A 23,165-nucleotide genomic window follows, 5' to 3' on the forward strand; every position below is an offset into this window, starting at 1 on the left:
CTTGAGCTCATCAAGCACTTGTCTGTTCCGGTCGCCCCCGTCTCCGGGCTCCCCGGCCCCACGCCCGTCCTGCCCCCGCCCTGCCTCGAAGTGAGCACCCGTGTCCCGAACCGCTGCCGTCGCCCCGTCCTCCGCCGGCCGACACCGGCATGAGACCGCAGTCGTCCTCGTCCTGAGCCTCGCCGCCATGGTCGTGTCGATGATGCAGACGCTGGTGATCCCGATCCTCGGGCTGATCGGAACCAGCCTCGGCAGCAGTGCCGCGGAGGTCAGCTGGGTCACGACCGCGACGCTGCTCTCCGCCGCCGTCTTCACACCCCTGCTCGGCCGCCTGGGCGACCAGCACGGCAAGAAGCCCACCCTCGTCGGGGTGCTGGTGGTGATGATCGCCGGCTCCGTCCTGGCGGCCACCACCGACTCGCTCCTCTGGCTGATCGTGGGCCGGGTCCTCCAGGGCGCCGCCACGGCCATCTTCCCGCTCGCGCTGTCCGTACTCCGCGAGGAGATCCCCGCCCACCGGCTGCCCGGAGCGATGTCACTGGTCAGCGGCACCCTGGCGTTCGGCAGCGGCTTCGCACTGGTCACCACCGGCCTGCTGACCCGCGGCGCGGACGCCGACTACCACCGCGTCTTCTGGCTGGCCGCCGGTCTCGCGCTGGTCACGCTCCTCGCCGTCATCCTCTTCGTACCGGCGAGCCGTGCCAGGAGCGGCGGGCGCACCGACCTGCTGGGCGCGCTCACACTCGCGCTGTTCCTGGTGCTGCTTCTGCTGCCGATCACCCAGGGGCACGAGTGGGGCTGGACCTCGGCCCGCACTCTGGGCAGCTTCGCGGCGGCGGTCGTCATGGCCGGTGTCTGGGCCGTCACCGAGAACCGTGTGCGCGAACCGATGGTCGACATGAGGATGTTCGTCAACCGTCCGGTGCTCTTCAGCAACCTCGCGGGCCTCTTCGTCGGGTTCGGGATGTTCGCCCAGTTCCTCGGCGTCTCGTATCTGGCGCAGATCCCGCAGGACGTCGCGGGCTACGGCTTCGGCGCCTCCGTGCTGCGCGCCTCCGTCCAGTACCTGCTGCCCAGCACGCTCGCCTCCCTCGTCGCCGCCCAGTTCGGCGGCGTGCTGATCCGCCGGATCGGCCCCCGTCTCACCCTGGCGCTGAGCGCGGTGACCGGCATCGCGGGCTTCGCGTGGCTGGCCGCCGCACACTCCTCGACCGCCTCGGTCGTCGGCGCCGGAATGGCCGTCGGAACGGCCATCAGCCTCGGCTACGCCGCGATGCCCGCATTGATCGTCGCGGGGGTGCCGCCCCACCAGACGGGCGTCGCCAACGGCATCAACTCCATCTCCCGCTCGGTCGGCAGCTCGATCGGCAGCGCGCTGATCACGACGCTGCTCGTCTCCAGGACCATCGAGAACCTGCCGGCCGGCGTGCCCCCGCTGCCCGCCGAGAGCCAGTTCACCCTGAGCTTCACCATCGCCGCCGCCGCCTTCGCGGTCGTCCTGGCCATCGCCCTGTTCGGCCTCAAGCCGCGGCGGCAGGCGCCCCGTACGGAGCACCTGCCCGCCGTCGCGACGGCCCCCGAGCCGGCCGCCGCCACGGCCTGACCCCTCATCCCGCATACGCACCACCGCACCGCATCGAGGAGCACCCCATGAAGGCCATCACCTACCGCACCTACGGCAGCCCGGACGTTCTCGAATACGGCGACGTCCCCGACCCGAAGCTCGGTCCGGACGCCGTCCTGATCCGGGTGAAGGCCGCCTCCGTCAACCCGGTCGACTGGAAGATCCAGGCCGGATACCTGGACGGCGTCATGGACACCGTCTTCCCGGTCATTCCGGGCTGGGACGTGTCGGGCGTCGTCGAGGAGGCCGGCGTCGGGGTCACCGAGTTCGCGCCGGGTGACGAAGTGATCGGCTACGCCCGGGAGGACTTCGTCTCCCGCGGCACCTTCGCCGAGTACGTCGCCGCCCCGGTCCGCACCCTCGCGCGCAAGCCCGCCAACCTCTCCTTCGAGGAGGCCGCCGGCCTGCCGCTGGCAGGTCTGACCGCGTACCAGGCGCTGACCCGCGCCCTGAACGCCGGCAAGGGCGACACCGTCCTGATCCACGCCGCGGCCGGTGGCGTCGGCTCCCTGGCGGTGCAGATCGCCCGCGCGCTCGGCGCCCGCGTCATCGGCACGGCGAGCGAGCGCAACCACGACTACCTGCGCGGGCTCGGCGCCGAGCCGGTCTCCTACGGCGAGGGCCTCGCCGAGCGGGTCCACGCCCTGGCGCCGCGGGGTGTCGACGCCGTGCTCGACCTGATCGGCGGCGACGCGCTGAAGATCTCCCCCGAACTGCTCGCCGAGGGCGGCCGCCTGGCCTCCGTCGCGGACGGCGCCGTCCTCGGTCTCGGGGGCCGGTACGTCTTCGTCCGCCCCGACGCCGGGGACCTCGAGGCGCTGACCGCGCTCGCCGAGCGGGGGCAGCTCCGGGTGGAGGTGGCCGCCGCGTTCCCGCTGGAGCGGGCCGCCGACGCCCAGCGGCTCAACCAGGAGGGCCACACCCGCGGCAAGGTCGTCGTCACCGTCGCCTGAGCGAGCCATCACCCCGTCCACCCACCGCACCTGTGAGGGAAGCCTTGACCACCACCGCGCCCGCGCAGCCCGCCGAGCTCGTCGCCCGGCTGCGCGCCACCTTCCGCACCGGCGCCACCAGGCCCGTTGACTGGCGTACCGGACAGCTGCGGCGGATGCGCACCCTGCTCACCGAGCACGGGGAGACGTTCGCCGCGGCGCTCCACGCAGACCTGGGGAAGAGCCCTACCGAGGCGTACCGCACGGAGATAGACTTCGTCATCCGCGAGATCGACCACACCCTGGCGCATCTCGACGGCTGGCTGCGGCCCGAACCGGCCCCGGTGCCCGCGTTCCTGGGCAACGCGAGCGCCTGGACGCAGTACGACCCGCTGGGCGTGGTGCTGGTCGTCGCCCCGTGGAACTATCCGCTGCAGCTGCTGCTCGCCCCGGTGGCCGGCGCCCTGGCCGCGGGCAACGCGGTGGTCGCCAAGCCCAGCGAACTGGCCCCGGCCACGTCCGCCGCCGTCGCCCGTCTCCTGCCCCGGTATCTCGACACCGACGCGGTCGCCGTGGTCGAGGGCGGGGTACCGGAGACGACCGCCCTGCTCGAACAGCGCTTCGACCACATCCTCTACACCGGCAATGGCACCGTCGGCCGCGTCGTGATGGCCGCGGCCGCCCGGCACCTCACCCCTGTCACCCTCGAACTGGGCGGAAAATCACCGGCGTTCGTGGACCAGGGCACCGATCCCGACGCCGTCGCCGCCCGCCTGGCGGCGGGGAAGTTCCTCAACGCCGGGCAGACCTGTGTCGCACCCGACTACGTCCTCACCGACCCAGGGACCGCCCGGGCTCTCGAAGGCGCGCTGGCCAAGGCGGTGGAGGGCCTGTACGGGGCGGACGCCGCCGCGTCCCCCGAGTACGGCCGGATCGTCAACGAGCGCCACTTCGACCGGCTGACCGCTCTCCTCGCGTCCGGCCGCCGGGTCGTCGGCGGCGAGCACGACCGCGCGACCAAGTACATCGCGCCGACCGTGCTGGCCGAGGTGTCGCCGGACGCCCCCGTCATGCGGGAGGAGATCTTCGGGCCGATCCTCCCGATCGTGGAGGTGGCGGGACTCGACGAGGCCATCGCCTTCATCAACGACCGCGACAAGCCACTGGCCCTGTACGCGTTCACCGAGTCGGAGACGACCCGGGAACGGCTCGCGGCCGAAACCTCCTCGGGCGGCCTGGGGTTCGGCCTGCCGCTGGCCCATCTCACCGTCTCCGACCTGCCGTTCGGCGGCGTCGGGGAGAGCGGCATGGGCCGCTACCACGGCCGGTACTCCATCGAGACCTTCAGCCACCGCAAGGCCGTCCTGGCCGAGCCGCGCGGCTGATCCCCCGTCGGCCCGGCGTAAGCCGGGCCGACGGCGTTCCCTCAGCCCGCCACGGCCGTGGCGGTGTCGCGGTACTGCCGCAGTTCCTGCCTCGCGATGGCCCGCTTGTGGACCTCGTCGGGACCGTCCGCCAGGCGCAGGGTGCGCAGATGCGCGTACATCATGGCCAGCGGGAAGTCCTCGGTGACTCCGGCCGCCCCGTGCACCTGGATCGCCCGGTCGACGATCTTCAGCGCGATGTTCGGCGCGGCCACCTTGATCGCCGCGATCTCGGTGCGCGCCTCCTTGTTCCCGACCGTGTCCATCAGATACGCGGCTTTGAGGGTGAGCAGCCGGATCATCTCGATGTCGATGCGCGCTTCCGCGATCCAGTCCTGGATGTTGGACCGGTCGGCAACCGGGCGGCCGAACGTCACCCGTGACTGGGCGCGCCGGCACATCAGCTCCAGCGCCCGCTCGGCGGCGCCGATCGCCCGCATGCAGTGGTGGATACGGCCGGGCCCGAGCCGGGCCTGACTGATCGCGAAGCCCTCCCCCTCGCCCTTGAGCACGTCCTTGACCGGCACCCGTACGTCGGTGAAGTCGATCTCGGCGTGCCCCTCCCGGTCCTGGTAGCCGAAGACGGGCAGTCCGCGCATCACCGTGATGCCGGGGGCGTCGATGGGGACGACCATCATCGACTGCTGCCGGTGCGGGGCGGCGGCGGGGTCGGTCTTCCCCATGACGATGAGCACCTTGCAGTTGCGGTGCAGGGCGTTGGACGCGAACCACTTGCGGCCGTTCAGCACGTACGCGTCGCCGTCGCGCTCCATCCGCAGCTCGATGTTGGTGGCGTCGGAACTGGCGACGCGCGGCTCGGTCATCGCGAACGCCGAGGCCATCGTCCCGTCGAGCAGGGGCCTCAGATACTTCTCCTTGTGCTCGTCGCTGCCGAACAGCGTGAGCACCTCCATGTTCCCGGTGTCGGGAGCGTTGCAGTTGCACGCCTCCGAGGCGATGTGGCTGCGTCCCATGATCTCCGCCAGCGGCGCGTACTCGAGGTTGGTCAGCCCCGGGCCCCACTCCGGGTGCGGGTGGAAGAGGTTCCACAGCCCCCGCTCGCGTGCCGCCGCCTTGAGGTCCTCCAGGACCGGCGGATGGAAGTGCGGGTCGCCGGAGGCGCGCATCTGCTCGTGATAGACCGCCTCGGCGGGGTAGATGTGCGAGTCCATGAACGCGAGCAGATCCGCCTGGTACTTCTTGGCGCGGTCCGACGTCTCAAACAGGGACATCCGAACTCCTGACGGGTAGGGAGGGAAAACTCGGTGGGCGCTTGTCGAGATGGCTGGCCACGCCCTCGACGAAGTCGGCGCCGCGGAAGGCCTGGAGCATGACGGCTTCCGCGCGGGCCACGGAATCGGCGTAGGCGCCGTCCGCGTCGTCGCGCAGCTGGCTCTTGATGGTGGCCATGGAGGCCGGGGAGCAGCGCGTCGCCAGATCGGTGGCGTACGCGACCGCGGCGTCGACCACGCTGCCGGTGGGGACCAGGTGGTCGAGGAGTCCGATACGGAAGGCTTCCTCGGCGTCCACCATGCGGCTCGACAGCAGCAGGTCGGCGGCCCTGCTGTGCCCCACCAGCCGGGGCAGCAGCCAGGAGATCCCGTATTCGGCGATCAGTCCCCGCTGGGCGAACGCCGTGGTGAACCGGGCCGCGGGCGAGCCGAAGCGGACGTCGCAGTAGAGCGCCTCCACCATGCCGAGCCCGGCGGCGACGCCGCCCACCGCGCCGATCAGGGGTTTGCGCAGGGTCAGCGGCAGGTCGCGCGGGGGGCGCCGCGTCATGTCCGTGCCGGCGAGCCCTGCGACCTCTGCGCCCTCGGAGACTTCGCCGACCGACCGCAGCCGCTGGAGGTCGGCGCCGGCGCAGAAGCCGCGTCCGGCGCCGGTGACGACGACGGCGCGGACGTCCGGGTCGTCCTCGGCGGCGTCGAGGAGGGTGAAGTAGCGGTTCTCGAGTTCGTCGGTCCAGGCGTTGAGCTTGGCGGGGCGGTTGAAGGTGAGCACCAGCACGGGCCCGCGGTGTTCGGCGAGGACCGGCTCGGCGGGCGCGCCGCCGCCTCCGCTGCCCGTGGTGGCGACTCTCTGCGCAGCGTTCACAGGGAACCCTCTCCGTGGGTGGACTCCCAGTTGTAATTGAATCCGACTTCAAGTTCAAGTGAGGTCCACACGGCGGCACGCGACGAGCCAGGCAAGGGGGCCGGCAACGGCCGGGAGTGCGCGAGGAGTCGGGCGGGCAGGCCGGCGCGACGGGCGACAGGGACGGCGTTCGCCGAAGGGGCGTGGCAGGCAGGGTCAGGCGTGGCCGGGGAAGCGCAGGGCGTTCGCCCAGAGCCGGGTGACCGTGGACACGAGTTCCTCGAACTCCGCCGGCGTGCCCTCCCCCTGCTTCTCGCCGAGCACGAACGCGCTGTAGGCCATGACGCTGACCATGCCGGACAGCGCCCGTGAGGCCATCATCGGATCGATCTCACGGTCCGCGACCCCGCGCGCCTGGAGGTCGGCGATGCCGCGGGCGTTGCGGCGGATGAAGGCGTCCGTGCGCCGGCTGCGGAACTCACGGAATTCGGGCTCCACTTGCGCGACCTGCTCCAGCAGCGCCATCAGCTTGGCGTTGCGCCGGTACGCCTCGAGGTAGGCGCGATTGCTCGCTTCGAGGACCGCGTACGGATCGTCCGCCCCCTCCACCCGGCCCATGCCGGGGTGCAGCATGTCCTCCTGCGCCTCCAGGAGGACGGCGGCGAGCACCTCTTCCTTGTTGGTGAAGTAGGTGTAGAACGAACCCGCCGCGCACTGGGCCTCTTTGGTGATGTCGGCCAGCCGGGCGTCGAGGTAGCCGTCCCGCTCGAACACCTTCCGCGCGGCCTTCACCAGCGAGGCGCGGGTGCGTGCTCCGCGCTTCGTCGTCGGCGGCTCGCGGTGGGACGAGAGCGGCGCCATCGGCGGGGTCTGCTCGCTGTCGTTCTCCCCGAGCGCGGTGGTGTCCATCCCCGGGACCCTACTTGAATCCGACGCCGGAGTCATGAATGCGGAGGGCGCCCACGCACCCCGGTTCGGGCGGCCGGTCAGGGGGTGATCCCGAAGTGTCCGGCGAGCTGACGGCGGGTGTCGGCGGCGCCGGTGTGCAGCACTCCCCCGATCCCGAGCCGTGCCGCTCCGTCGAGGTTCTGCCGCAGATCGTCGATCATGACGGCCTCCTCGGGGGCGACGCCCAGGCGTTCACAGGCGATCGCATAGATACGCCGGGACGGCTTGCGGATCCCCACCTCGCCGGAGATGACCCGCACGTCGGCGACGGCGGCGAGGTCGACGCCGTCATAGGTTCCGGTGCCGAACGAATTGGACACCAGCGCGACGGGGTATCCGGCGGCGCGGAGATCGCCGAGCAGGGCGAGCATGTCCTGGTCGATCGTCATTCCGGCCTGCATCCGCGCCGCGAGCCCTTCTGCCCGCACGTCGGCGCCGTGGGCGCGCAGACGCTCGGCGAATCCCCGCTCGAACGCCGCGGCGTCGATGCGGCCGCACTCGTGGTCGGCCAGCAGGGCGCGTGACGGCTGGTCCCGGCCGAGGAGGTCCAGCGGCAGGCGCGGGTCGCCGCCGAGCGAGGCGCCGAAGTCGGTGAAGGCCCGCAGCACGCTGGAGGTGATCACCCCGCCGAAGTCCACGAGGACCGCGGTCCGGGTCTTTTCCGCCACGTCCGGCACAGAGCCCACACCCTCTCTCGCGACCGGCTCGCCACCGGCCTCACGCCACGCTGTCCATGCCCCATGGTTATAGTTGAACCCGGCCTCATGTTCAACAGAGCCCTCGCGGCATCGAGCGACGGCCCGCGGGCCGGAATCCGCCACACCTGGTGCACGGTCAGGCCAAAGGTGCGGTGCGCGGCCGCGCTCGAGGGACGCGCGGCCTTGACAATCCATTTCCCCGGCTGGAGGCTGACCGACCAGTCGGTATGAAGGGGCGGGGTCGTGACCGAGCTGAGCATCTCCACTGCCGCGGGCGTGTTCGACGCGACCGCGGCCGGCCCGCCCGACGGCCGCCCCGTGCTGCTGCTGCACGGCTTTCCACAGACGCGGCTCGTGTGGAAACGGCAGCTCGCGGCACTCGCCGCGAGCGGCTGCCGGGTGGTGGCGCCCGACCAGCGCGGGTACTCCCCCGGGGCCCGCCCCGCGCGGCCCGAGGACTACCGCGTCGGCGCCCTGGTCGAGGACGTCGTCGCGATCACCCAGGAGCTGGGCTGGGCGTCGTTCGACCTGGTCGGCCACGACTGGGGAGGCGCCGTGGCGTGGTGGACCGCCGACGCCCATCCCGGCCGCGTACGCACCCTGACGGTCGTGTCGACCCCGCACCCGGGCGCTCTGGCCACGGCCCTGCGGACCGACGAGGACCAGCGCGAACGATCCCGCTACATGATCGACTGGCGCGAGACGCCCGTGACCGAGGAGCGGATGCTGGCAGCCGACGCCGCGGAGCTGCGCGCCTCGTACGCCGGCCAGGTCCCGCCGGAGAGCGCGGACGCCTACGTGCGGCACCTGTCCCGGCCGGGCGCGCTCACCGCGGCGCTGAACTGGTACCGGGCGGGCCGCCCGGACGGCGCGATCGGCGTCGTCGACGTGCCGACGCTGTACGTGTGGAGCACGCGGGACAGCGCGTTCGGCCCGACGGCCGCGCGGGAGACCGGGCAATGGGTGAGCGGGCCGTACCGGTTCGAGACGCTCGACGGCGTCAGCCACTGGGTCCCGGAGGAGGCACCCGAGTCGCTCAACTCCCTGCTGCTCGGCCATCTGCGGGCGAACGGCGAACCCGGAACCACAGCGAAGTCCCCGACCGTCGACTCCCGGAAAAGGTGACCTGAGATGAAGAGTGCGCGAGAAGCCTGGCGCCGGCTCGAACCCCTGCACGCCATGATCTACTTCGTCCCCGAGGCACGGCAGCGGTACGCCGATCTCGGACTGGGCGCACACGCGGGGTACTTCGCGTCCCGGAGCGCCGCCTTCGGCCGGGCCTCCGCCGAGTTGGTCGCCTCGACCTTCTACAACTTCAACCCCGCTGCCGTACGGCGGGCGATCGACGGCGTCTGGGACAAGGCGACGCCACAGCAGGTGCTGGACGCGCGGCACGCCGCGGCCCGGGAAGCCCTGCGCCGGGCCGGGGTCCACGAACTCCCCGCTCTGCCCGAGGTCGTGACGCTGGCCCGCAGGGCGGCCGAGGCGGCCCGCGAACACGTACAGGGCCGCCCGCTGTTCGCCGCGCACGCCGCGCTGCCGTGGCCGGACGAGCCGGTGCTGGAGCTGTGGCACGCGCAGACGCTGCTCCGGGAGTTCCGCGGCGACGGCCATGTCGCGTGTCTGCTGAGCGAGGGCGTCGGCGCCCTGGAGTCCCTGGTCCTGCACGCCGCGACGGGTGACGTCCCCGTCGGCTTCCTCAAGGCGAGCCGCGCGTGGCCGGAGGAGGAATGGGCCGCCGCCGAGGAACGCCTGCGCACACGGGGCCTTCTCGACGGCGAGTCCCTCAGCACGGAGGGCGCGCGGCTGCGGGGGCACCTCGAGGACCGCACCGACCGACTGGCCCTGCCCGCCTACGCCGCCCTCGGCGACACCGACAGCGAACGCCTCGCCGAACTCGCGAGCCCGTTCCGCCGCGCGGTCCTCGACGCCGGTCTGCTGACGATCGGCTGACCGGGACTTCGAGCTCGAGGTCCCGGGCCGTCGTCGGCCGCCCGGGCCCTAATCTGACCCCTGAGCAGGCACGGGACCACATCGTCGGCTACACGGTCTTCAACGACCGGTCCGCCCGCGACCTCCGGTCCGCCGAGACGCGGGGCGGCCTCGGGGCGTGCGCGGCGAGCGGCCGCCGCCCACCTGAAGCCGGGTGACACGGTCCCCCTGACCGTCGAAGGCATCGGCGCCGTGTCCAACACCGTGGTGCCCGGCGTGGCCCCGGTGCCACTGCCCGCCGCCCGCGTCCGGCCCCGGACCCGGCCCTGACGGCGGCGGGCGCCATCGTCGTCGGGGCCGCCCGTCGATTCCTTCCGATTCCTCGTTTCGCCCCCGATGAAACCATCACTCGTGTGCATGGGCGTGTCGGCTGCACGGCGGGCCGCGCAGCCGTGACGATCGCCTCGCACCCCCGACGCGGGCTCGCTCCCGCGTCCGCACGAAGGAGAACAAGCACGATGGCTACCGGCACAGTGAAGTGGTTCAACCCTGAGAAGGGCTTCGGCTTCATCGCCCAGGACAGCGGAGGCCCGGACGTGTTCGTCCACTACTCGGCCATCGCCGCCACCGGATACCGGGAACTCGCCGAGGGACAGAAGGTCCAGTTCGACGTCACGCAGGGTCCGAAGGGCCCCCAGGCCGAGAACGTCACCCCCGCCTGATCGTCCCCTCCCCTCGCCCCGCGTCCGCCCGGCGCGGGGCGGGGCGACGACTCGTTCGGCGGCTGGTTCGGCGGCTGGCGAGAATGGGGGCATGGCAGACAACGACACCCCGGCCGCGTCCATGACCCTCGACGACCAGTTGTGTTTCGCGCTGTACTCCGCGTCGCGGGCGGTGACGGCGGCCTACCGGCCGGTGCTGGCGGCGCTGGACCTCACGTATCCGCAGTATCTGGTGATGCTCGCCGTCTGGGAGCGCGGTCCGGTGCCGATGAAGGAGCTGGGCGGGGTGCTCGGGCTCGACTACGGCACGCTGTCGCCGCTGCTCAAGCGGCTGGAGAGCGCGGGGCTGCTGCGCCGGGAGCGGCAGCTGGACGACGAGCGGGTGGTGACGGTCGAGGCGACGGAGCGGGGCCGCGCGCTCCGGGAGCGCGCCGAGGGGGTGCCTGGGTCGATGGGCCGGGCCTACGGGCTGACGGCCGAGGAGGCGGCGCAGCTGCGTGACCGGCTGCGCGCCCTGACCGACCGGCTGGGTACGCCCGCCGGCTGACCGGAGTTCCGTCATGCTCGTGGGCTTCCTCACAAGCAGTTACATCGTGCACGATTGAATCGTGCGCTATGTTTCTCTGGAACGGAGAACACAGCCTCGAGCGGTGAACACGAAGAGGAGAGACCCGCGATGGAATTCGTCCGGTACGAGCAGTACAACCCCGTCGAACGCCCCACCTACCAGCAGGAACTCGACGAGGTCGTCAGCACCGTCGGCCGCCGCACCCGCGAGTCCGTGCAGCGCCAGGGGGTGGGACGCGCGGTGCGCACCGCCCACGGCAAGACCTACGGCCTGATGAAGGCGATGGTCACGATCGGTGACGTCCCGGCCCCCTACGCCCAGGGCATCTTCGCCACTCCCGCGACGTACGACGCGGTCGTGCGCTACTCCAACGGGCTCGGCCATCTGCGCGCCGACTCGCTGCTCGGCGCGGCCTGCGGCATGGGCGTCAAGATGTTCGGCGTGCCCGGCACGACACTGCTGGCCGACGAGTCCGACACCGGCACCTTCGATCTGAACCTGATCAACAACACGGTGTTCTTCGCCAACACCGCGTACGACTACATGGTCATCGAGGACCTGTTCGCCGAGCTGCCCGACGCCCTGGTGAATCCGGCCCGGCGCAAGTCGTGGATGGGCGATTTCCTCACCCGCCGCGGGACGCTGACGAGCGCCGACGAGTGGCTGTGGGACGAGCTGTTCGCCATGCTCTCGTTCACCCAGGTGCGGCGCCGGAACCTGCTCTCCTACACGTACAACAGCATGGGCGCCTTCCGGTACGGCGATCACATCGCCAAGATGCGTACGGTCCCGGTCTCCTCCGTCGCGTACCTCGACGTCGATGTGCAGGCGGACGGCGAGGCGTTCCGCAACACCCTGGTGGCGGAGGCCGTCGAGCGGGACCACGCCTTCGAACTGCAGGTCCAGCTCAACGCCGATCTCGCGCGGATGCCCGTGGACAACACGTCGGTCCAGTGGCCGGAGCAGCTCTCGCCGTGGGTCACGGTCGCCCGGATCGACCTGCCGCGCCAGGACATCGGCGGCGAGGAGAACCTCGCGGCGGCGGACGGAACGTCGATCACACCGTGGCGCACGCGTGAGGACCACCGGCCGATCGGCGAGATACAGCGGGTGCGCGAAGAGGTCTACCGCCGCTCCTCCATCGAGCGCCACCGCATCAACAACCAGCCCCGCCGGGAGCCGGCGAGCAGCGCCGACCTTCTCTGACCGGGACCGCCCGGCCCGTCGACCGCACGGGCGGCGGGCCATGTGTGCGTGGCCCGGGACGGACCGGTCAGTAATCGAGAAGCGCCCCGGGCCGCAGCGCGCATAGCGTGGCCGCCATGGAATTCACCCCTTCATTTACCGCCATGACGTCGTGGTGCACGGCACCTCGGCTGTCGGTGGTGCCGGATAGGGTGCCGCTGTCCTTCGACGGGGGCGGCCGGGCACTGCTGACGGCCGCGGCGACGCGGGGCAGCCGGACGTACGGATCGAAGCTTGGTCGGATCGAGCCGGGCGACGACGGCGGAGACCGCGCAGGCGGGCCCGCCCCATGGATGGAGAGACGATGAGCAAGGCCACGAAGGCGGACCCGCAGTCGCCTGCGCCCGCGCCGCACGCTGCCGACAGCCATGACCTGATCCGCGTGCACGGTGCGCGCGTGAACAATCTCAAGGACGTCAGCATCGAGATCCCGAAGCGCCGGCTGACGGTGTTCACGGGCGTTTCCGGCTCGGGCAAGAGTTCGCTCGTGTTCAGCACGATCGCCGCGGAGTCGCAGCGGATGATCAACGAGACGTACAGCGCCTTCGTGCAGGGCTTCATGCCGACGCTGGCGCGGCCCGAGGTCGACGTACTCGACGGGCTGACGACCGCGATCATCGTCGACCAGCAGCGGATGGGCGCCGACCCGCGCTCCACCGTCGGCACCGCCACCGACGCCAACGCCATGCTGCGCATCCTCTTCAGCCGCCTCGGCGAGCCGCACATCGGCCCGCCCAGCGCGTACTCCTTCAACACCGCGTCCGTCCGGGCGAGCGGCGGGATCACCGTCGAGCGCGGTGACGCCAAGACCAGGACAGTGAAGGCGACGTTCAACCGCACCGGCGGCATGTGCACGCGCTGCGAGGGCCGGGGCTCGGTGTCCGACATCGACCTCAGCCAGCTCTACGACGACTCCAAGTCGATCGCCGAGGGCGCGTTCACCATCCCCGGCTGGAAGTCGGACAGCCAGTGGACGGTGGGGCTCTACGCGCAGTCGGGCTTCCTCGACCCGCACAAGCCGATCCGCAGGTTCACCAAGAAGGAGATGCAGGACTTCCTCTACCGCGAACCGGTCAAGGTGAAGGTCAACGGCGTCAACCTCACCTACGAAGGTCTGATCCCCAAGATCCAGAAGTCCTTCCTGTCCAAGGACAAGGAGGCGATGCAGCCGCACATCCGGGCGTTCGTGGAGCGGGCGGTCACCTTCACCACCTGCCCCGAGTGCGACGGCACCCGGCTCAGCGAGGGCGCCCGGTCGTCGAAGATCAAGAAGGTCTCCATCGCCGACGCCTGCGCGATGGAGATCCGCGACCTGGCCGAATGGGTCCGCGCCCTCGACGAGCCGTCGGTCGCGCCCCTGCTCACCGCGCTGCAGCGGGCCCTGGACTCGTTCGTGGAGATCGGCCTCGGCTATCTCTCCCTCGACCGGCCGGCCGGCACCCTGTCGGGCGGCGAGGCGCAGCGCGTCAAGATGATCCGCCACCTCGGCTCCTCGCTCACCGACGTGACCTATGTCTTCGACGAGCCGACCATCGGCCTGCACCCCCATGACATCCAGCGGATGAACAAGCTGCTGCTGCGGCTGCGGGACAAGGGCAACACGGTCCTCGTCGTGGAGCACAAGCCGGAGGCGATCGCGATCGCCGACCATGTGGTCGACCTCGGGCCCGGCGCCGGTACGGCGGGCGGCACCGTCTGCTTCGAGGGCACCGTCGAGGGGCTGCGGGCCGGCGACACCGTCACCGGCCGCCACCTCGACGACCGGTCCACCCTCAAGGAGGACGTCCGCAAGCCGACCGGCACGCTGGAGATCCGCGGCGCTTCGACGCACAACCTGCGGAACGTCGACGTCGACGTCCCGCTCGGCGTGCTGTGCGTCGTCACCGGCGTCGCCGGCTCCGGCAAGAGCTCGCTGATCCACGGGTCGGTCCCGGCCGGAGCGGATGTCGTCTCCGTCGATCAGGGGGCGATCAAGGGCTCGCGGCGGAGCAACCCGGCCACGTACACCGGCCTGCTCGACCCGATCCGCAAGGCGTTCGCGAAGGCCAACGGTGTGAAGCCGGCACTGTTCAGCGCCAACTCGGAGGGCGCCTGCCCCAACTGCAACGGCGCGGGTGTCGTCTACACCGACCTGGCGATGATGGCCGGTGTCGCCAACCCGTGCGAGGAGTGCGAGGGCAAACGCTTCCAGGCGGAGGTGCTGGAGTACACCTTCGGCGGCAAGGACATCAGTGAGGTGCTCGCGATGTCGGTCGCCGAGGCGGAGGAGTTCTTCGGCGCCGGAGAGGCGCACACACCGGCGGCGCACAAGATCCTCGAGCGGCTCGACGACGTCGGGCTCGGCTACCTCACCCTCGGCCAGCCGCTGACCACGCTGTCCGGCGGCGAGCGGCAGCGGCTGAAGCTGGCCACGCACATGGCGGACAAGGGCGGCGTCTACGTCCTCGACGAGCCGACCACCGGCCTCCACCTCGCCGACGTCGAGCAGTTGCTCGGCCTGCTCGACCGGCTCGTCGACGCGGGCAAGTCGGTCATCGTCATCGAGCACCACCAGGCGGTCATGGCGCACGCCGACTGGATCATCGACCTGGGCCCCGGCGCGGGCCACGACGGCGGCCGGATCGTCTTCGAGGGCACCCCCGCCGACCTGGTCGCCGCCCGTTCCACCCTCACCGGCGAGCACCTCGCGGCCTACGTCGGCGCCTGACCCCGCCCGCCGCGCGGCTCCGTCGGCCTCCGGGCCGGCGGAGCCGCCGTCGCGTGTGCCCCGGTGGCGAGTCCGGAGGTCCCGTCAAGGCGGTCAGGACGGGGGCGGGCGCTCGATGGCGATCACCGCGGCGTCGTCACCCAGGTGGCCGCCGACGTGGTCCAGGAGGTCGCGCCGCAGATGGCGCAGGAACGCGTCCGGGTCGCTCCCGGTCCAGCCGGAGACGCGTTCGGTGAGCGGGTAGAAGGCGTCGGTGGAGTCGCGGGCCTCGAGGACCCCGTCGGTGTAGGGCTTCCCGGCTCTCGACTCCTCACGACTCCCTACGGCAGGGTCCATTTCTGGTTGGGGCCGGTGTGGCAGGTCCACAGGTGGACCCTGGTGCCGTCGTTCCAGGTGCCCCCCTCGGCGTCGAGGCACTTGCCGGACTGCGGATTGCGCACCGAGCCGTCGGCCTGCGCCGACCACTTCTGCGCGCCGGTCCCGTTGCAGGTCCACAACTGGATCTTGGTGCCGTCGGCGCTGCCTCCGCCGCTCACGTCGAGACACTTGCCCAGTGCGCGCACCGTGCCGTCACCGGGCACCGTCCAGCGCTGGGCGGCGCTCCCGTTGCAGTTCCACAGCTGTACCTGCGTGCCGTCGGCCGTGCCGCCGTCCGCGACGTCGAGGCACTTGCCGTTCACCCCTCTGACCTCGCCGGTGCCCGCCCCGGTGCCCGCGGCGGCCAGGCGGATGTTGCGGAACGACACCTGGTCGCCGTCACCGTGGTTCTGGATGCCGATGTGGCCCTGGCGCAGGCTGCGGGCCGGGTCGGTGTTGGTGAAGTCGTTGATCTTCCTGCCGTTGAGGAAGACCTCCAGGCGCTCGCCGGTGACCCGGATCTCGTAGGTGTTCCACTCCCCCGGAGGGTTCAGGGCGGCGTCGCGGGCGGCGATGTCGGCGGACTTGAAGCCGTACACCGCCCCCGTGGTGCGGTCGGCGGCGTCGGTGGCGTCGATCTGGATCTCGTAGCCGTTGTCCACCGCCGACCAGGGGTCGGAGGACGCGGGGAAGCCGATGAGGACGCCGGAGTTGTCGTCGCCGTCCATCCGCCAGTCCAGCTTCAGCGAGTAGTCGCCGGTCACCTCACGGGCCGAGTGCCAGAGCATGCCCAGGCCGCCCTGGGAGGTGAGGGTGCCGTCGGCCAGGGAGAACGAGCCGGGGCCCGCCTGCTCCCAGCCGGCCGTCCCGCTGCCGTCGAAGAGCGGGGTGTATCCGGTCTCCGGCCGGCAGTCGGCCTCGGTCATCCCGGCCGCCCACCGGACTCCGCCCAGCAGATGCCGGCGGAACGCGGGCTCGGTGTACGACTCGTCGGTGTGGCCGCCGCCCGTGTAGAACGCCCGGCCGCCCTCATAGCCCTTGCACCAGGCGATGGGGTGGTCCCCCGCCATGCTGCCGCCCGAGTAGCTGCCCTCGTCGAGCGAGGCGAGGACGTGCGCGGTGGTGCGGGGGTTGGACCGGTAGTTGTACCACTCGTCGAACCGCTGCCAGGTGCTGCCGAGGTGGGCGGTGGCGTCGTGGGCGCGGTCCTCGACGCGTACCGTCGCGCTCTGGTTGTGCGGGTGCGAGTGGAACAGCGCGCCGGCCAGTCCGGCGTAGAACGGCCAGTCGTACTCGGTGTCCGCGGCGGCGTGGATGCCGACGTAGCCTCCGCCGCCGCGGATGTACTGCTCGAACGCCGTCTCCTGCGTCCCGTTCAGCACGTCGCCGGTGGTGGAGAGGAACACCACGGCCCGGTATCTGCCGAGGTTGGCGGGGGTGAAGGCGGTCGGGTCCTCGGTGGCGTCCACGGTGAAGTTGTGGCCGCCGCCCAGTTCGCGCAGGGCGGTGAGCCCGTCGTCGATGGACGAGTGGCGGAAGCCGGCCGTCCTGGAGAAGGCGAGGACCCGGTACGCGGGGTCTTCGGCGGCCGTCCGCACGGCGGCGCCGGGGGCGTTCTCCGAGGGAACGGGAGCGGCGGACGCCACGGCGGGCGCGGTGCCGGCGCACAGGAGCAGCCCGGCGAGCAGGGCCCCGGTGTGGGTGATGAGGTGTCGTCTCATGTCGGTGTCGCCTCCTTCCTGCTAGGGCAGGGTCCATTTCTGGTTGGGGCCGGTGTGGCAGGTCCACAGATGGGCCCTGGTGCCGTCGTTCCAGGTGCTGCCCTCGGCGTCGAGGCACTTGCCGGACTGCGGGTTGCGCACCGAGGCGTCGGCCTGCGCGGACCACTGCTGGGCTCCGCTCCCGTTGCACGTCCACAGTTGCACCTTCGTACCGTCGGCACTGCCTCCACCGCTCACGTCGAGGCACTTGCCGAGCGCGCGCAGCGTGCCGTCGCCCGGCACCGTCCAGCGCTGGGCGGCGGTCGCGTTGCAGGTCCAGAGCTGCACCTGCGTGCCGTCGGCCGTGGCACCGTCGGCGACGTCGAGGCACTTGCCGTTGACGCCCTTGATCTCGCCGGTCCGGGCCCCGGTGGCCGAGGTGGTGAAGTGGAAGTCGTCGACGTCGAACAGGGAACCGCTGCCGCCCTTGAAGACCAGGTACAGGGTCGTGGTGCCGGACGGCCGGCTGGACAGGGCGGTGCCGACCTCCTCGAACGTCTCCCAGCCGCCGGTCACCGGCACGGTCACGGTGCCGAGCAGCGTCCCGGTGGGCGAGCCGGCGCGTACCTCGACGGTCCCGCCGGAGCCGCCGGAGGAGACGCGGGTCGTGAAGCGGGTGGCGTTGCCGAGGACGTACGGCTCGAAGGAGATCCAGTCGCCGTCGTCGATGTAGCCGACGGTCTTCCCGCCGTGTGCCGCCGCGTGGCTGACGACCTGCACGCCCGCGGAGTCGCCGTAGTGCTCGCCCTGGCGGTGGGTGGGCTGGCTGATGTGCTGGTCGTGGGTGGTGAGGGCGGGCTGTCCGTTCGCGCCCTGGTCGGTGTACTCCGCGTCCCAGACGCCGAAGATGTTCGCGTTCGGGTCGTGCTCGCCGTCCGCGATGGTCTGCACGGTGCCGGAGCAGCCGGTGGCGGAGGTCTGCGGATGGCCGTGGCTGTCGTGGCCGATGATGAAGGTCACCTTGACGCGGGAACAGTCGACGGTGCCGTCCTCCGGGTCGCTCACGCTGACGCGGAACGGCACGGCGGTGCCGGGGTCGATGATGCTGCCGTCCGCCGGCAGTTCGAGGCGCACGGTCGGGGCGGTGTTGCCGACGGTGATCTGCACGGAGGCGGTGGCGGTCCGGCCGGTGCCGTCGGAGACGGTCAGTTCGGCGGTGTAGCGGCCGTTGCCGGTGTACGTGTGCGAGGGGTCGGCCGCGTTCGACGTGGCGCCGTCGCCGAACTTCCAGGCGTAGGACAGCGTGTCGCCGTCGGGGTCGGAGCTGCCGGCCGACGAGAACGCCACGGTCAGGGGGGCCTGCCCGGAGGTGCGGTCGGCCTTGGCCTGGGCGAGGGGCGAGCGGCCGCCGGTGACGTGCTCGATCCGGTACAGGGCCGAGTTCTCGTCACCGCTGAAGTAGCCGGTGCCGTAGTCGAGGACGTACAGCGCGCCGTCCGGGCCGAAGGCCATGTCCATCACCTGGGTGCCGCTCCAGGGGAAGGCGTTGATGGACTGGACCGTGCCATCGCCGCTCTGCTCGATGCGGCGTATCCACTTGCGGCCGAACTCGCCGGCGAAGAAGTCACCGTCGTACGCCTCTGGGAACTTCACCGGGGAGTCGAGTCCCGCGTCGTAGCGGTAGACCGGGCCGCCCATGGGGGACTCGGAGCCGCTGCCGAACTCGGGCACCGAGCCGCCGTCGTACGGCAGCCAGGCCGGCTCGGCGGGCGGCAGGTCGGTCAGGCCGGTGTTGCGCGGCGAGGTGTTCTTCGGAGCCGCGCAGGAGAACGTGGCGCCCGAGGTTCCGGCGGCGAAGTCGTAGTCGTTGTAGGCGTCGTTGGCGCCGGTGCAGTACGGCCAGCCGTAGTTGCCCGCCTTGGTGATCCGGTTGAACTCGACCTGTCCGGCCGGACCGCGGGACGCGTCCGCCGTGCCGGCGTCGGGGCCGTAGTCGCCGAGGTAGACGGTCCCGGTCTGCCGGTCGACGCTCATCCGGAACGGGTTGCGGAAGCCCATCGCGTAGATCTCGGGCCGGGTCCTGGCGGTGCCGGGGGCGAAGAGATTGCCGGCGGGGACGGTGTACGAGCCGTCCGCGGCGACCTTGATCCGCAGCACCTTGCCCCGCAGATCGTTGGTGTTGGCGCTGGAACGCTGGGCGTCGTAGGCCGGGTTGCGCGAGGCGCGTTCGTCGAGCGGCGCGTAGCCGTCGGAGGCGAAGGGGTTGGTGTCGTCGCCGGTCGTCAGATAGAGGTTGCCCTGCGCGTCGAAGTCGATGTCGCCGCCGACGTGGCAGCAGATGCCGCGGGAGGCGGGGACGTCCAGGATCTTCTTCTCACTGGCGGCGTTCAGCTTCCCGTCGGCGCCGAGGGTGAAACGGGAGAGCCTGTTGACGCCGTCGAAGGGGGCGAAGTCGGCGGCCGTGCCGTCGCCGGGGGCATCGCCGGCCGGGGTGGTGAGCCGGGGTGCGTAGTACAGGTAGATGTGCCGGTTGGAGGTGAAGCCGGGATCCACGCCGACCCCTTGCAGGCCCTCCTCGTCGTGGCTGTAGACGTCCAGCCTGCCCGCCACCCGGGTGGTGCCGGCCGCGTCGGTGATCCGCAGGGTGCCGTCGCGCGAGGTGTGCAGCACGGACCGGTCGGGCAGTACGGCCATCGTCATGGGCTCGCCGGTCTCGGCGACGCCCTTGGCGAGGGTGACCTGCTGGAACTCCTCGGCGGCGGCCTGCTGGGCCGCGGGCGGTCTGGGCGGGGCGGTTGGTGCGGGCGCCGCGGCCGCGGGTGCGGCGGGGGTGAAGAGTGCGGCGGAGAGCAGGGCGGCGAGAAGGCCGGCCGCTGCCCGTCGGAATCCTAAGAGCCTTGGGCGCACAGGTGTCTCCCGAAAGAGGTGGGGGGTGCCCGAGTGGCCCCGGGGAGGGCCACGTCGTGGAAACCGCAGGCGTGCGCCGTCACGCCGACAGGTCGCTCCGGGTCGCCAACTGGGGCGGCCCGTAAGCAAGTTAGCGGCGTTCTCGCGACTCCGTAAGCCCTTTGGCGTCGACTTCCCCAACTTCCTCCAGGGCCAGGACAAAGCCGCCGCGGTCATCGCACCGGCCCGTGATGTCGACCGGTGATCGGCGTGGGCGGTGGGTGGCACGGCGGGGGTGGTGCCACCACCGGTCGCACCCGCTGTCGGACCTGCCCTGCCGGTGAAGTGCCACGACGCGGTCCGGGCACCGGCGGGCGGAGGAGGATCCCCATGCTGGCCGTTCGCGTCGCCCGGGTCTTCGACGGCCGTGACCTCGTGCCCGGCGCGGGCGTCGTCCTCGTGGCCGGCGACCGGATCGCCGGCGTCGAACCGCCCGGCGACGGCGATGTCGGCCGCCGTGGCGGCGTGCGGGGTGGGCGACCGCAAGGGACACATCCGTACCGGCTACGACGCCGATCTCGTCGTCGTGGACGGGAACCCGCTGGCCGACATCGGCGCACTGCTGCGCGTCGACACCACGATCCTCGCGGGCAGGCCGACGGCGTCCGCCGCCGCGTGAGCCCACCGGGGGCGGACGACACACGACGGGGCCGGCGAACGTGCTCCTGCTGGGGGGCGCCGTCGCGTGCACCCCGTCGTGGTCAGGGGCAGGGGCGGGTGCCACCGTACGGCCGACGCGGGGGCCGGGGCCGGTGCCACCGTACGGCCGGCGCGGGCGGGACCCGCGCCGGCCGCTTCCGGACCGCCCGTCGGCGCTACCGGGTCAGGGCTTCATCTCGTAGGCCCCCGAGAGGGCTTCAACGCGCGCCCACACCCGCGCCGCCCGGCCCTCGTCGACGACGGAGCGCCGGACCGCGGCCAGGGCCCAGCTCTGCTGCTGAGCCGTGGCGGAGTCCTTGCCGTGCAGCTCGACGGCGTGCGCGGAGAAGTCCCGGACCAGGACGGCGAACAGCTCGTCGAGCACGTCCTCGTCCGGACTGGTCAGCCCGGCCTGCTCCAGGATCAGCTGACCGTGCACGACCAGCGAGAAGAGCTGGCCCACGGCGAGGAGCAGGTCGAGGTCACGGCTCTGCTCCTCGTCGGGGGCGGCGGTGGCGACGAACTCGCACAGCGCCTCCGCCTGCTCCCGGAAGCGGGCGACGTTGGGCAGGTGGGCGTAGGCGTCGAAGGCGGGACGCCAGTCGTGGAAGCGGACGGAGCCGAGGCCGCGGGCCGGCCCCTGCCGGAAGAGGAAGTCGTCGTCGGCGGCGTCGAGCCGGGTGGGCACCGGCGCGTACTCGGCCGGGTTCAGCAGGTGGTTGCGCATGAACTTGAGGATCAGCGCGAGATTGACGTGGACGGTTCCCTCGAGCTTCGGCAGGCCCCGGATCTCGACGGCGGCCTGGGCGAAGTAGGTGTCCTTCTCGAAGCCCTTGGCGGCGATGACGTCCCAGAGGAGGTCGATGACCTTCTCGCCCTCCGTGGTGACCTTCATCTTGGTCATCGGGTTGAAGAGCAGGTAGCGGCGGTCGTCGGGGCCCGCGGAGCGGAAGTAGTCGACGGCGCGGTCGCTGAACAGCTTCATCCCGACCAGCCGGACGTACGCGTCGGCCAGCTCGCGGCGCACATGCGGGAAGGCGGTGACGGGGCGGCCGTACAGGATCCGGTTGTGGGCGTGGGTGACCGCCTCGTACATCGCGTGCTCGCAGATGCCGATGGAGGCGGTGCACAGGTTGAACTTGCCGACGTTGACGGTGTTGAGCGCGGCGTCGAAGGCGGCACGGCCGGTGTGCAGCACGTCCTCGGGGGCTACGGGGTAGTCCGCCAGCCGGAACTCGCTGACGTACTTGGAGGAGTCGACCACGTTTCGCACGACGTGGTAGGCGGGGTGGCGGCTGTCCGCGGCGAAGAAGACGTAGCCGTCGGGGCCCTCGACGTCGGTGCGGCGGCCGAAGACGGAGACGAGTCCGGCGGCGTTGCCGTTGCCGATGTAGTACTTGGAGCCACGGGCCCGGAAGCCGCCCTCGCCGTCGGGCTCCAGCAGCATGTCGGTGGAGTAGATGTCGGCGCCGTGGGCCTTCTCCGAGAGGCCGAAGGCGAACACCTCTCCCTGGTCGAGCAGTTCGGCGGCACGGGTCCTGGCCGCGGCGTTGTCGCTCTGCCAGACCGGCCCGAGGCCGAGGACGGTGACCTGCCAGGCGTACCAGTAGTCGAGCCCGTAGAAGCCGAAGATCTCGTTGAGGGCGGCGATCCGCGCCGTGTCCCAGCGCTTGTCCTGCTGCTGCGCCCCGGCCTCGGCGGCGGGGGTCAGGAAGGTCGCGAACAGCCCCTCCTCCGCGGCGAACGCGAGGAAGTCCGCGAGCCAGGCGCGGGTGCGGTAGTCCTCGATCAGCCTGCGCTTGCCGCGCGCCTCGAACCAGTCGACGGTGGCGCGCAGCAGCCTGCGGGTCTCCGGGTCGAAGTGCGCCGGGTCGTAGGTGCGGGGATTGAACAGCAGCGGGTCAGCCATGAGGGGTGCCTTTCCGGCTCGGGGTGTTGAGGGGGCAGGAAGAGGTGGTGCGGGCCGCCGAGGGCCCGGGGCGCGGGGTACGCGCGTGGGCTGCGGACGCCTTCATCGGTCGCGGTCGAGGCGGCGCAGGGTGGCCAGTACGTCGTCGAGCCAGGCGATCATCATCCGCTCGTAGGCGATCCCGCCGCGGAGCACGGCGTGCTGCAACTCCCGCCCGGCGTCGGGAGCCTGGCCGCCGGTGGTCCGGCCGTCGACAGCCTGGCCGCCGGACGCGGCGGGTTCACTCCGGCCGAAGTCCCGTCGCTCGCCGGCGAGGTAGTGCTCGAGCTGGTCGCGGTGCATCCGCTGATGCCGCTCGACCTCGCCGATCAGGGCGTGCGGGTCGTCGAAGGCCGCCCCGCGGATCTTCACGGCGAGCTCGTGCCGGACGCTTTCCGGCTGGATCGGCTCGTGGAGCCACTCGCCCAGGGCGGACCGGCCGTGCGCCGAGACCGAGTACTCCTTCTTGTCCGGCCGGCCCTGCTGCGCGACTTCCCGTACATCGATCCATCCGTCGGCCTCCATGCGCTTGAGGACGCGGTAGATCTGCTGGTGGGTGGCCGTCCAGAAGTAGCCGATGGACCGCTCGAACCGCCGGGCCAGCTCGTACCCGGAGCCCGGCTTCTCCAGCAGGGAGACGAGGATCGCGTGTTCGAGCGCCATACGGCGATCCTGCTATGCAACTTGTTGCATAGGCAA

18 protein-coding genes and 2 pseudogenes are annotated in these 23,165 nt (G+C 71.6%); 11 read left to right on the forward strand and 9 right to left on the reverse strand.

Features of this window, described 5'->3' with window-relative positions; genetic code table 11:
• Nucleotides 1-100 precede the first annotated feature (100 nt).
• The 3 genes from ACFYOP_RS22615 to ACFYOP_RS22625 are packed head-to-tail and all read left to right on the forward strand — an operon-like array spanning nucleotide 101 to nucleotide 3,941.
• Nucleotides 101-1,603: an MFS transporter gene (locus tag ACFYOP_RS22615; protein ID WP_356893125.1), complete on the forward strand. Its 1,503-nt coding sequence runs from the start codon at nucleotides 101-103 to the stop codon at nucleotides 1,601-1,603.
• Between the two features lie 47 nt (nucleotides 1,604-1,650).
• On the forward strand, nucleotides 1,651-2,577 hold the full coding sequence (locus ACFYOP_RS22620) for an NADP-dependent oxidoreductase (protein ID WP_356893123.1): 927 nt from the start codon (nucleotides 1,651-1,653) through the stop codon (nucleotides 2,575-2,577).
• Nucleotides 2,578-2,621: 44 nt separating this feature from the next.
• The gene (locus tag ACFYOP_RS22625; RefSeq protein ID WP_356893121.1) at nucleotides 2,622-3,941 is read left to right on the forward strand and encodes an aldehyde dehydrogenase family protein; all 1,320 of its coding nucleotides are present in this window, start codon (nucleotides 2,622-2,624) and stop codon (nucleotides 3,939-3,941) included.
• Between the two features lie 41 nt (nucleotides 3,942-3,982).
• On the opposite strand, the gene ACFYOP_RS22630 is transcribed toward ACFYOP_RS22625, so the two are convergent.
• From ACFYOP_RS22630 to ACFYOP_RS22645, 4 genes are all read right to left on the reverse strand, one after another.
• On the reverse strand, nucleotides 3,983-5,212 hold the full coding sequence (locus ACFYOP_RS22630; protein WP_356893119.1) for an acyl-CoA dehydrogenase family protein: 1,230 nt from the start codon (nucleotides 5,210-5,212) through the stop codon (nucleotides 3,983-3,985).
• Nucleotides 5,199-6,077, reverse strand: a complete 879-nt coding sequence (locus ACFYOP_RS22635; protein ID WP_356893117.1) for an enoyl-CoA hydratase-related protein — start codon at nucleotides 6,075-6,077, stop codon at nucleotides 5,199-5,201. The genes ACFYOP_RS22630 and ACFYOP_RS22635 overlap by 14 nt, the downstream gene beginning before the upstream one ends.
• Before the next feature lie 195 nt (nucleotides 6,078-6,272).
• Nucleotides 6,273-6,965 (reverse strand): TetR/AcrR family transcriptional regulator, encoded by a 693-nt coding sequence (locus tag ACFYOP_RS22640; RefSeq protein WP_356893115.1) that lies wholly within the window; start codon nucleotides 6,963-6,965, stop codon nucleotides 6,273-6,275.
• Nucleotides 6,966-7,042: 77 nt separating this feature from the next.
• Nucleotides 7,043-7,672 carry an HAD family phosphatase gene (locus tag ACFYOP_RS22645; protein WP_356893113.1) on the reverse strand — a complete coding sequence of 210 codons (630 nt, stop codon included), beginning with the start codon at nucleotides 7,670-7,672 and terminating at the stop codon, nucleotides 7,043-7,045.
• A 282-nt stretch (nucleotides 7,673-7,954) separates the two neighbouring features.
• On the opposite strand from ACFYOP_RS22645, the gene ACFYOP_RS22650 reads away from it, so the two are divergent.
• The 7 genes and pseudogenes from ACFYOP_RS22650 (at nucleotide 7,955) to ACFYOP_RS22680 (ending at nucleotide 14,876) form a co-directional block, all read left to right on the forward strand.
• Nucleotides 7,955-8,827 carry an alpha/beta fold hydrolase gene (locus tag ACFYOP_RS22650; RefSeq protein WP_388452590.1) on the forward strand — a complete coding sequence of 291 codons (873 nt, stop codon included), beginning with the start codon at nucleotides 7,955-7,957 and terminating at the stop codon, nucleotides 8,825-8,827.
• Nucleotides 8,828-8,833: 6 nt separating this feature from the next.
• Nucleotides 8,834-9,655 (forward strand): hypothetical protein, encoded by an 822-nt coding sequence (locus ACFYOP_RS22655; protein WP_356893109.1) that lies wholly within the window; start codon nucleotides 8,834-8,836, stop codon nucleotides 9,653-9,655.
• Nucleotides 9,648-9,964, forward strand: a pseudogene (locus tag ACFYOP_RS22660) (fumarylacetoacetate hydrolase family protein); the annotation flags it as partial. The gene ACFYOP_RS22655 and the pseudogene ACFYOP_RS22660, both read left to right, overlap by 8 nt.
• A gap of 188 nt (nucleotides 9,965-10,152) precedes the next feature.
• Nucleotides 10,153-10,356 carry a cold-shock protein gene (locus ACFYOP_RS22665; protein ID WP_356893107.1) on the forward strand — a complete coding sequence of 68 codons (204 nt, stop codon included), beginning with the start codon at nucleotides 10,153-10,155 and terminating at the stop codon, nucleotides 10,354-10,356.
• Between the two features lie 91 nt (nucleotides 10,357-10,447).
• Entirely contained in the window at nucleotides 10,448-10,903 is a 456-nt protein-coding gene (locus tag ACFYOP_RS22670) for a MarR family transcriptional regulator (protein WP_356893105.1), read from the forward strand.
• A 129-nt stretch (nucleotides 10,904-11,032) separates the two neighbouring features.
• The gene (locus tag ACFYOP_RS22675) at nucleotides 11,033-12,130 is read left to right on the forward strand and encodes a catalase family protein (protein WP_356893103.1); all 1,098 of its coding nucleotides are present in this window, start codon (nucleotides 11,033-11,035) and stop codon (nucleotides 12,128-12,130) included.
• 343 nt (nucleotides 12,131-12,473) lie between these two features.
• Nucleotides 12,474-14,876, forward strand: a complete 2,403-nt coding sequence (locus tag ACFYOP_RS22680; protein ID WP_356893101.1) for an excinuclease ABC subunit UvrA — start codon at nucleotides 12,474-12,476, stop codon at nucleotides 14,874-14,876.
• A 93-nt stretch (nucleotides 14,877-14,969) separates the two neighbouring features.
• Here ACFYOP_RS22680 and ACFYOP_RS22685 read toward each other — a convergent pair.
• The 3 genes and pseudogenes from ACFYOP_RS22685 to ACFYOP_RS22695 all read right to left on the reverse strand — a co-directional run.
• Nucleotides 14,970-15,164, reverse strand: a pseudogene (locus ACFYOP_RS22685) (SpoIIE family protein phosphatase); the annotation flags it as partial.
• Nucleotides 15,165-15,196: 32 nt separating this feature from the next.
• Entirely contained in the window at nucleotides 15,197-16,954 is a 1,758-nt protein-coding gene (locus ACFYOP_RS22690; protein WP_356893099.1) for a lectin, read from the reverse strand.
• 21 nt (nucleotides 16,955-16,975) lie between these two features.
• Entirely contained in the window at nucleotides 16,976-19,840 is a 2,865-nt protein-coding gene (locus ACFYOP_RS22695; protein WP_356893097.1) for a PQQ-dependent sugar dehydrogenase, read from the reverse strand.
• A 484-nt stretch (nucleotides 19,841-20,324) separates the two neighbouring features.
• On the opposite strand from ACFYOP_RS22695, the gene ACFYOP_RS22700 reads away from it, so the two are divergent.
• On the forward strand, nucleotides 20,325-20,498 hold the full coding sequence (locus tag ACFYOP_RS22700) for an amidohydrolase family protein (protein ID WP_356893095.1): 174 nt from the start codon (nucleotides 20,325-20,327) through the stop codon (nucleotides 20,496-20,498).
• Nucleotides 20,499-20,702: 204 nt separating this feature from the next.
• Here ACFYOP_RS22700 and ACFYOP_RS22705 read toward each other — a convergent pair whose 3' ends face one another.
• Entirely contained in the window at nucleotides 20,703-22,427 is a 1,725-nt protein-coding gene (locus ACFYOP_RS22705) for an acyl-CoA dehydrogenase family protein (protein WP_356893093.1), read from the reverse strand.
• A gap of 102 nt (nucleotides 22,428-22,529) precedes the next feature.
• Nucleotides 22,530-23,129, reverse strand: a complete 600-nt coding sequence (locus ACFYOP_RS22710; protein ID WP_356893091.1) for a PadR family transcriptional regulator — start codon at nucleotides 23,127-23,129, stop codon at nucleotides 22,530-22,532.
• Nucleotides 23,130-23,165 lie beyond the last annotated feature (36 nt).

Source organism: Streptomyces sp. NPDC006294, assembly GCF_042870895.1.
Classification (GTDB): domain Bacteria; phylum Actinomycetota; class Actinomycetes; order Streptomycetales; family Streptomycetaceae; genus Streptomyces.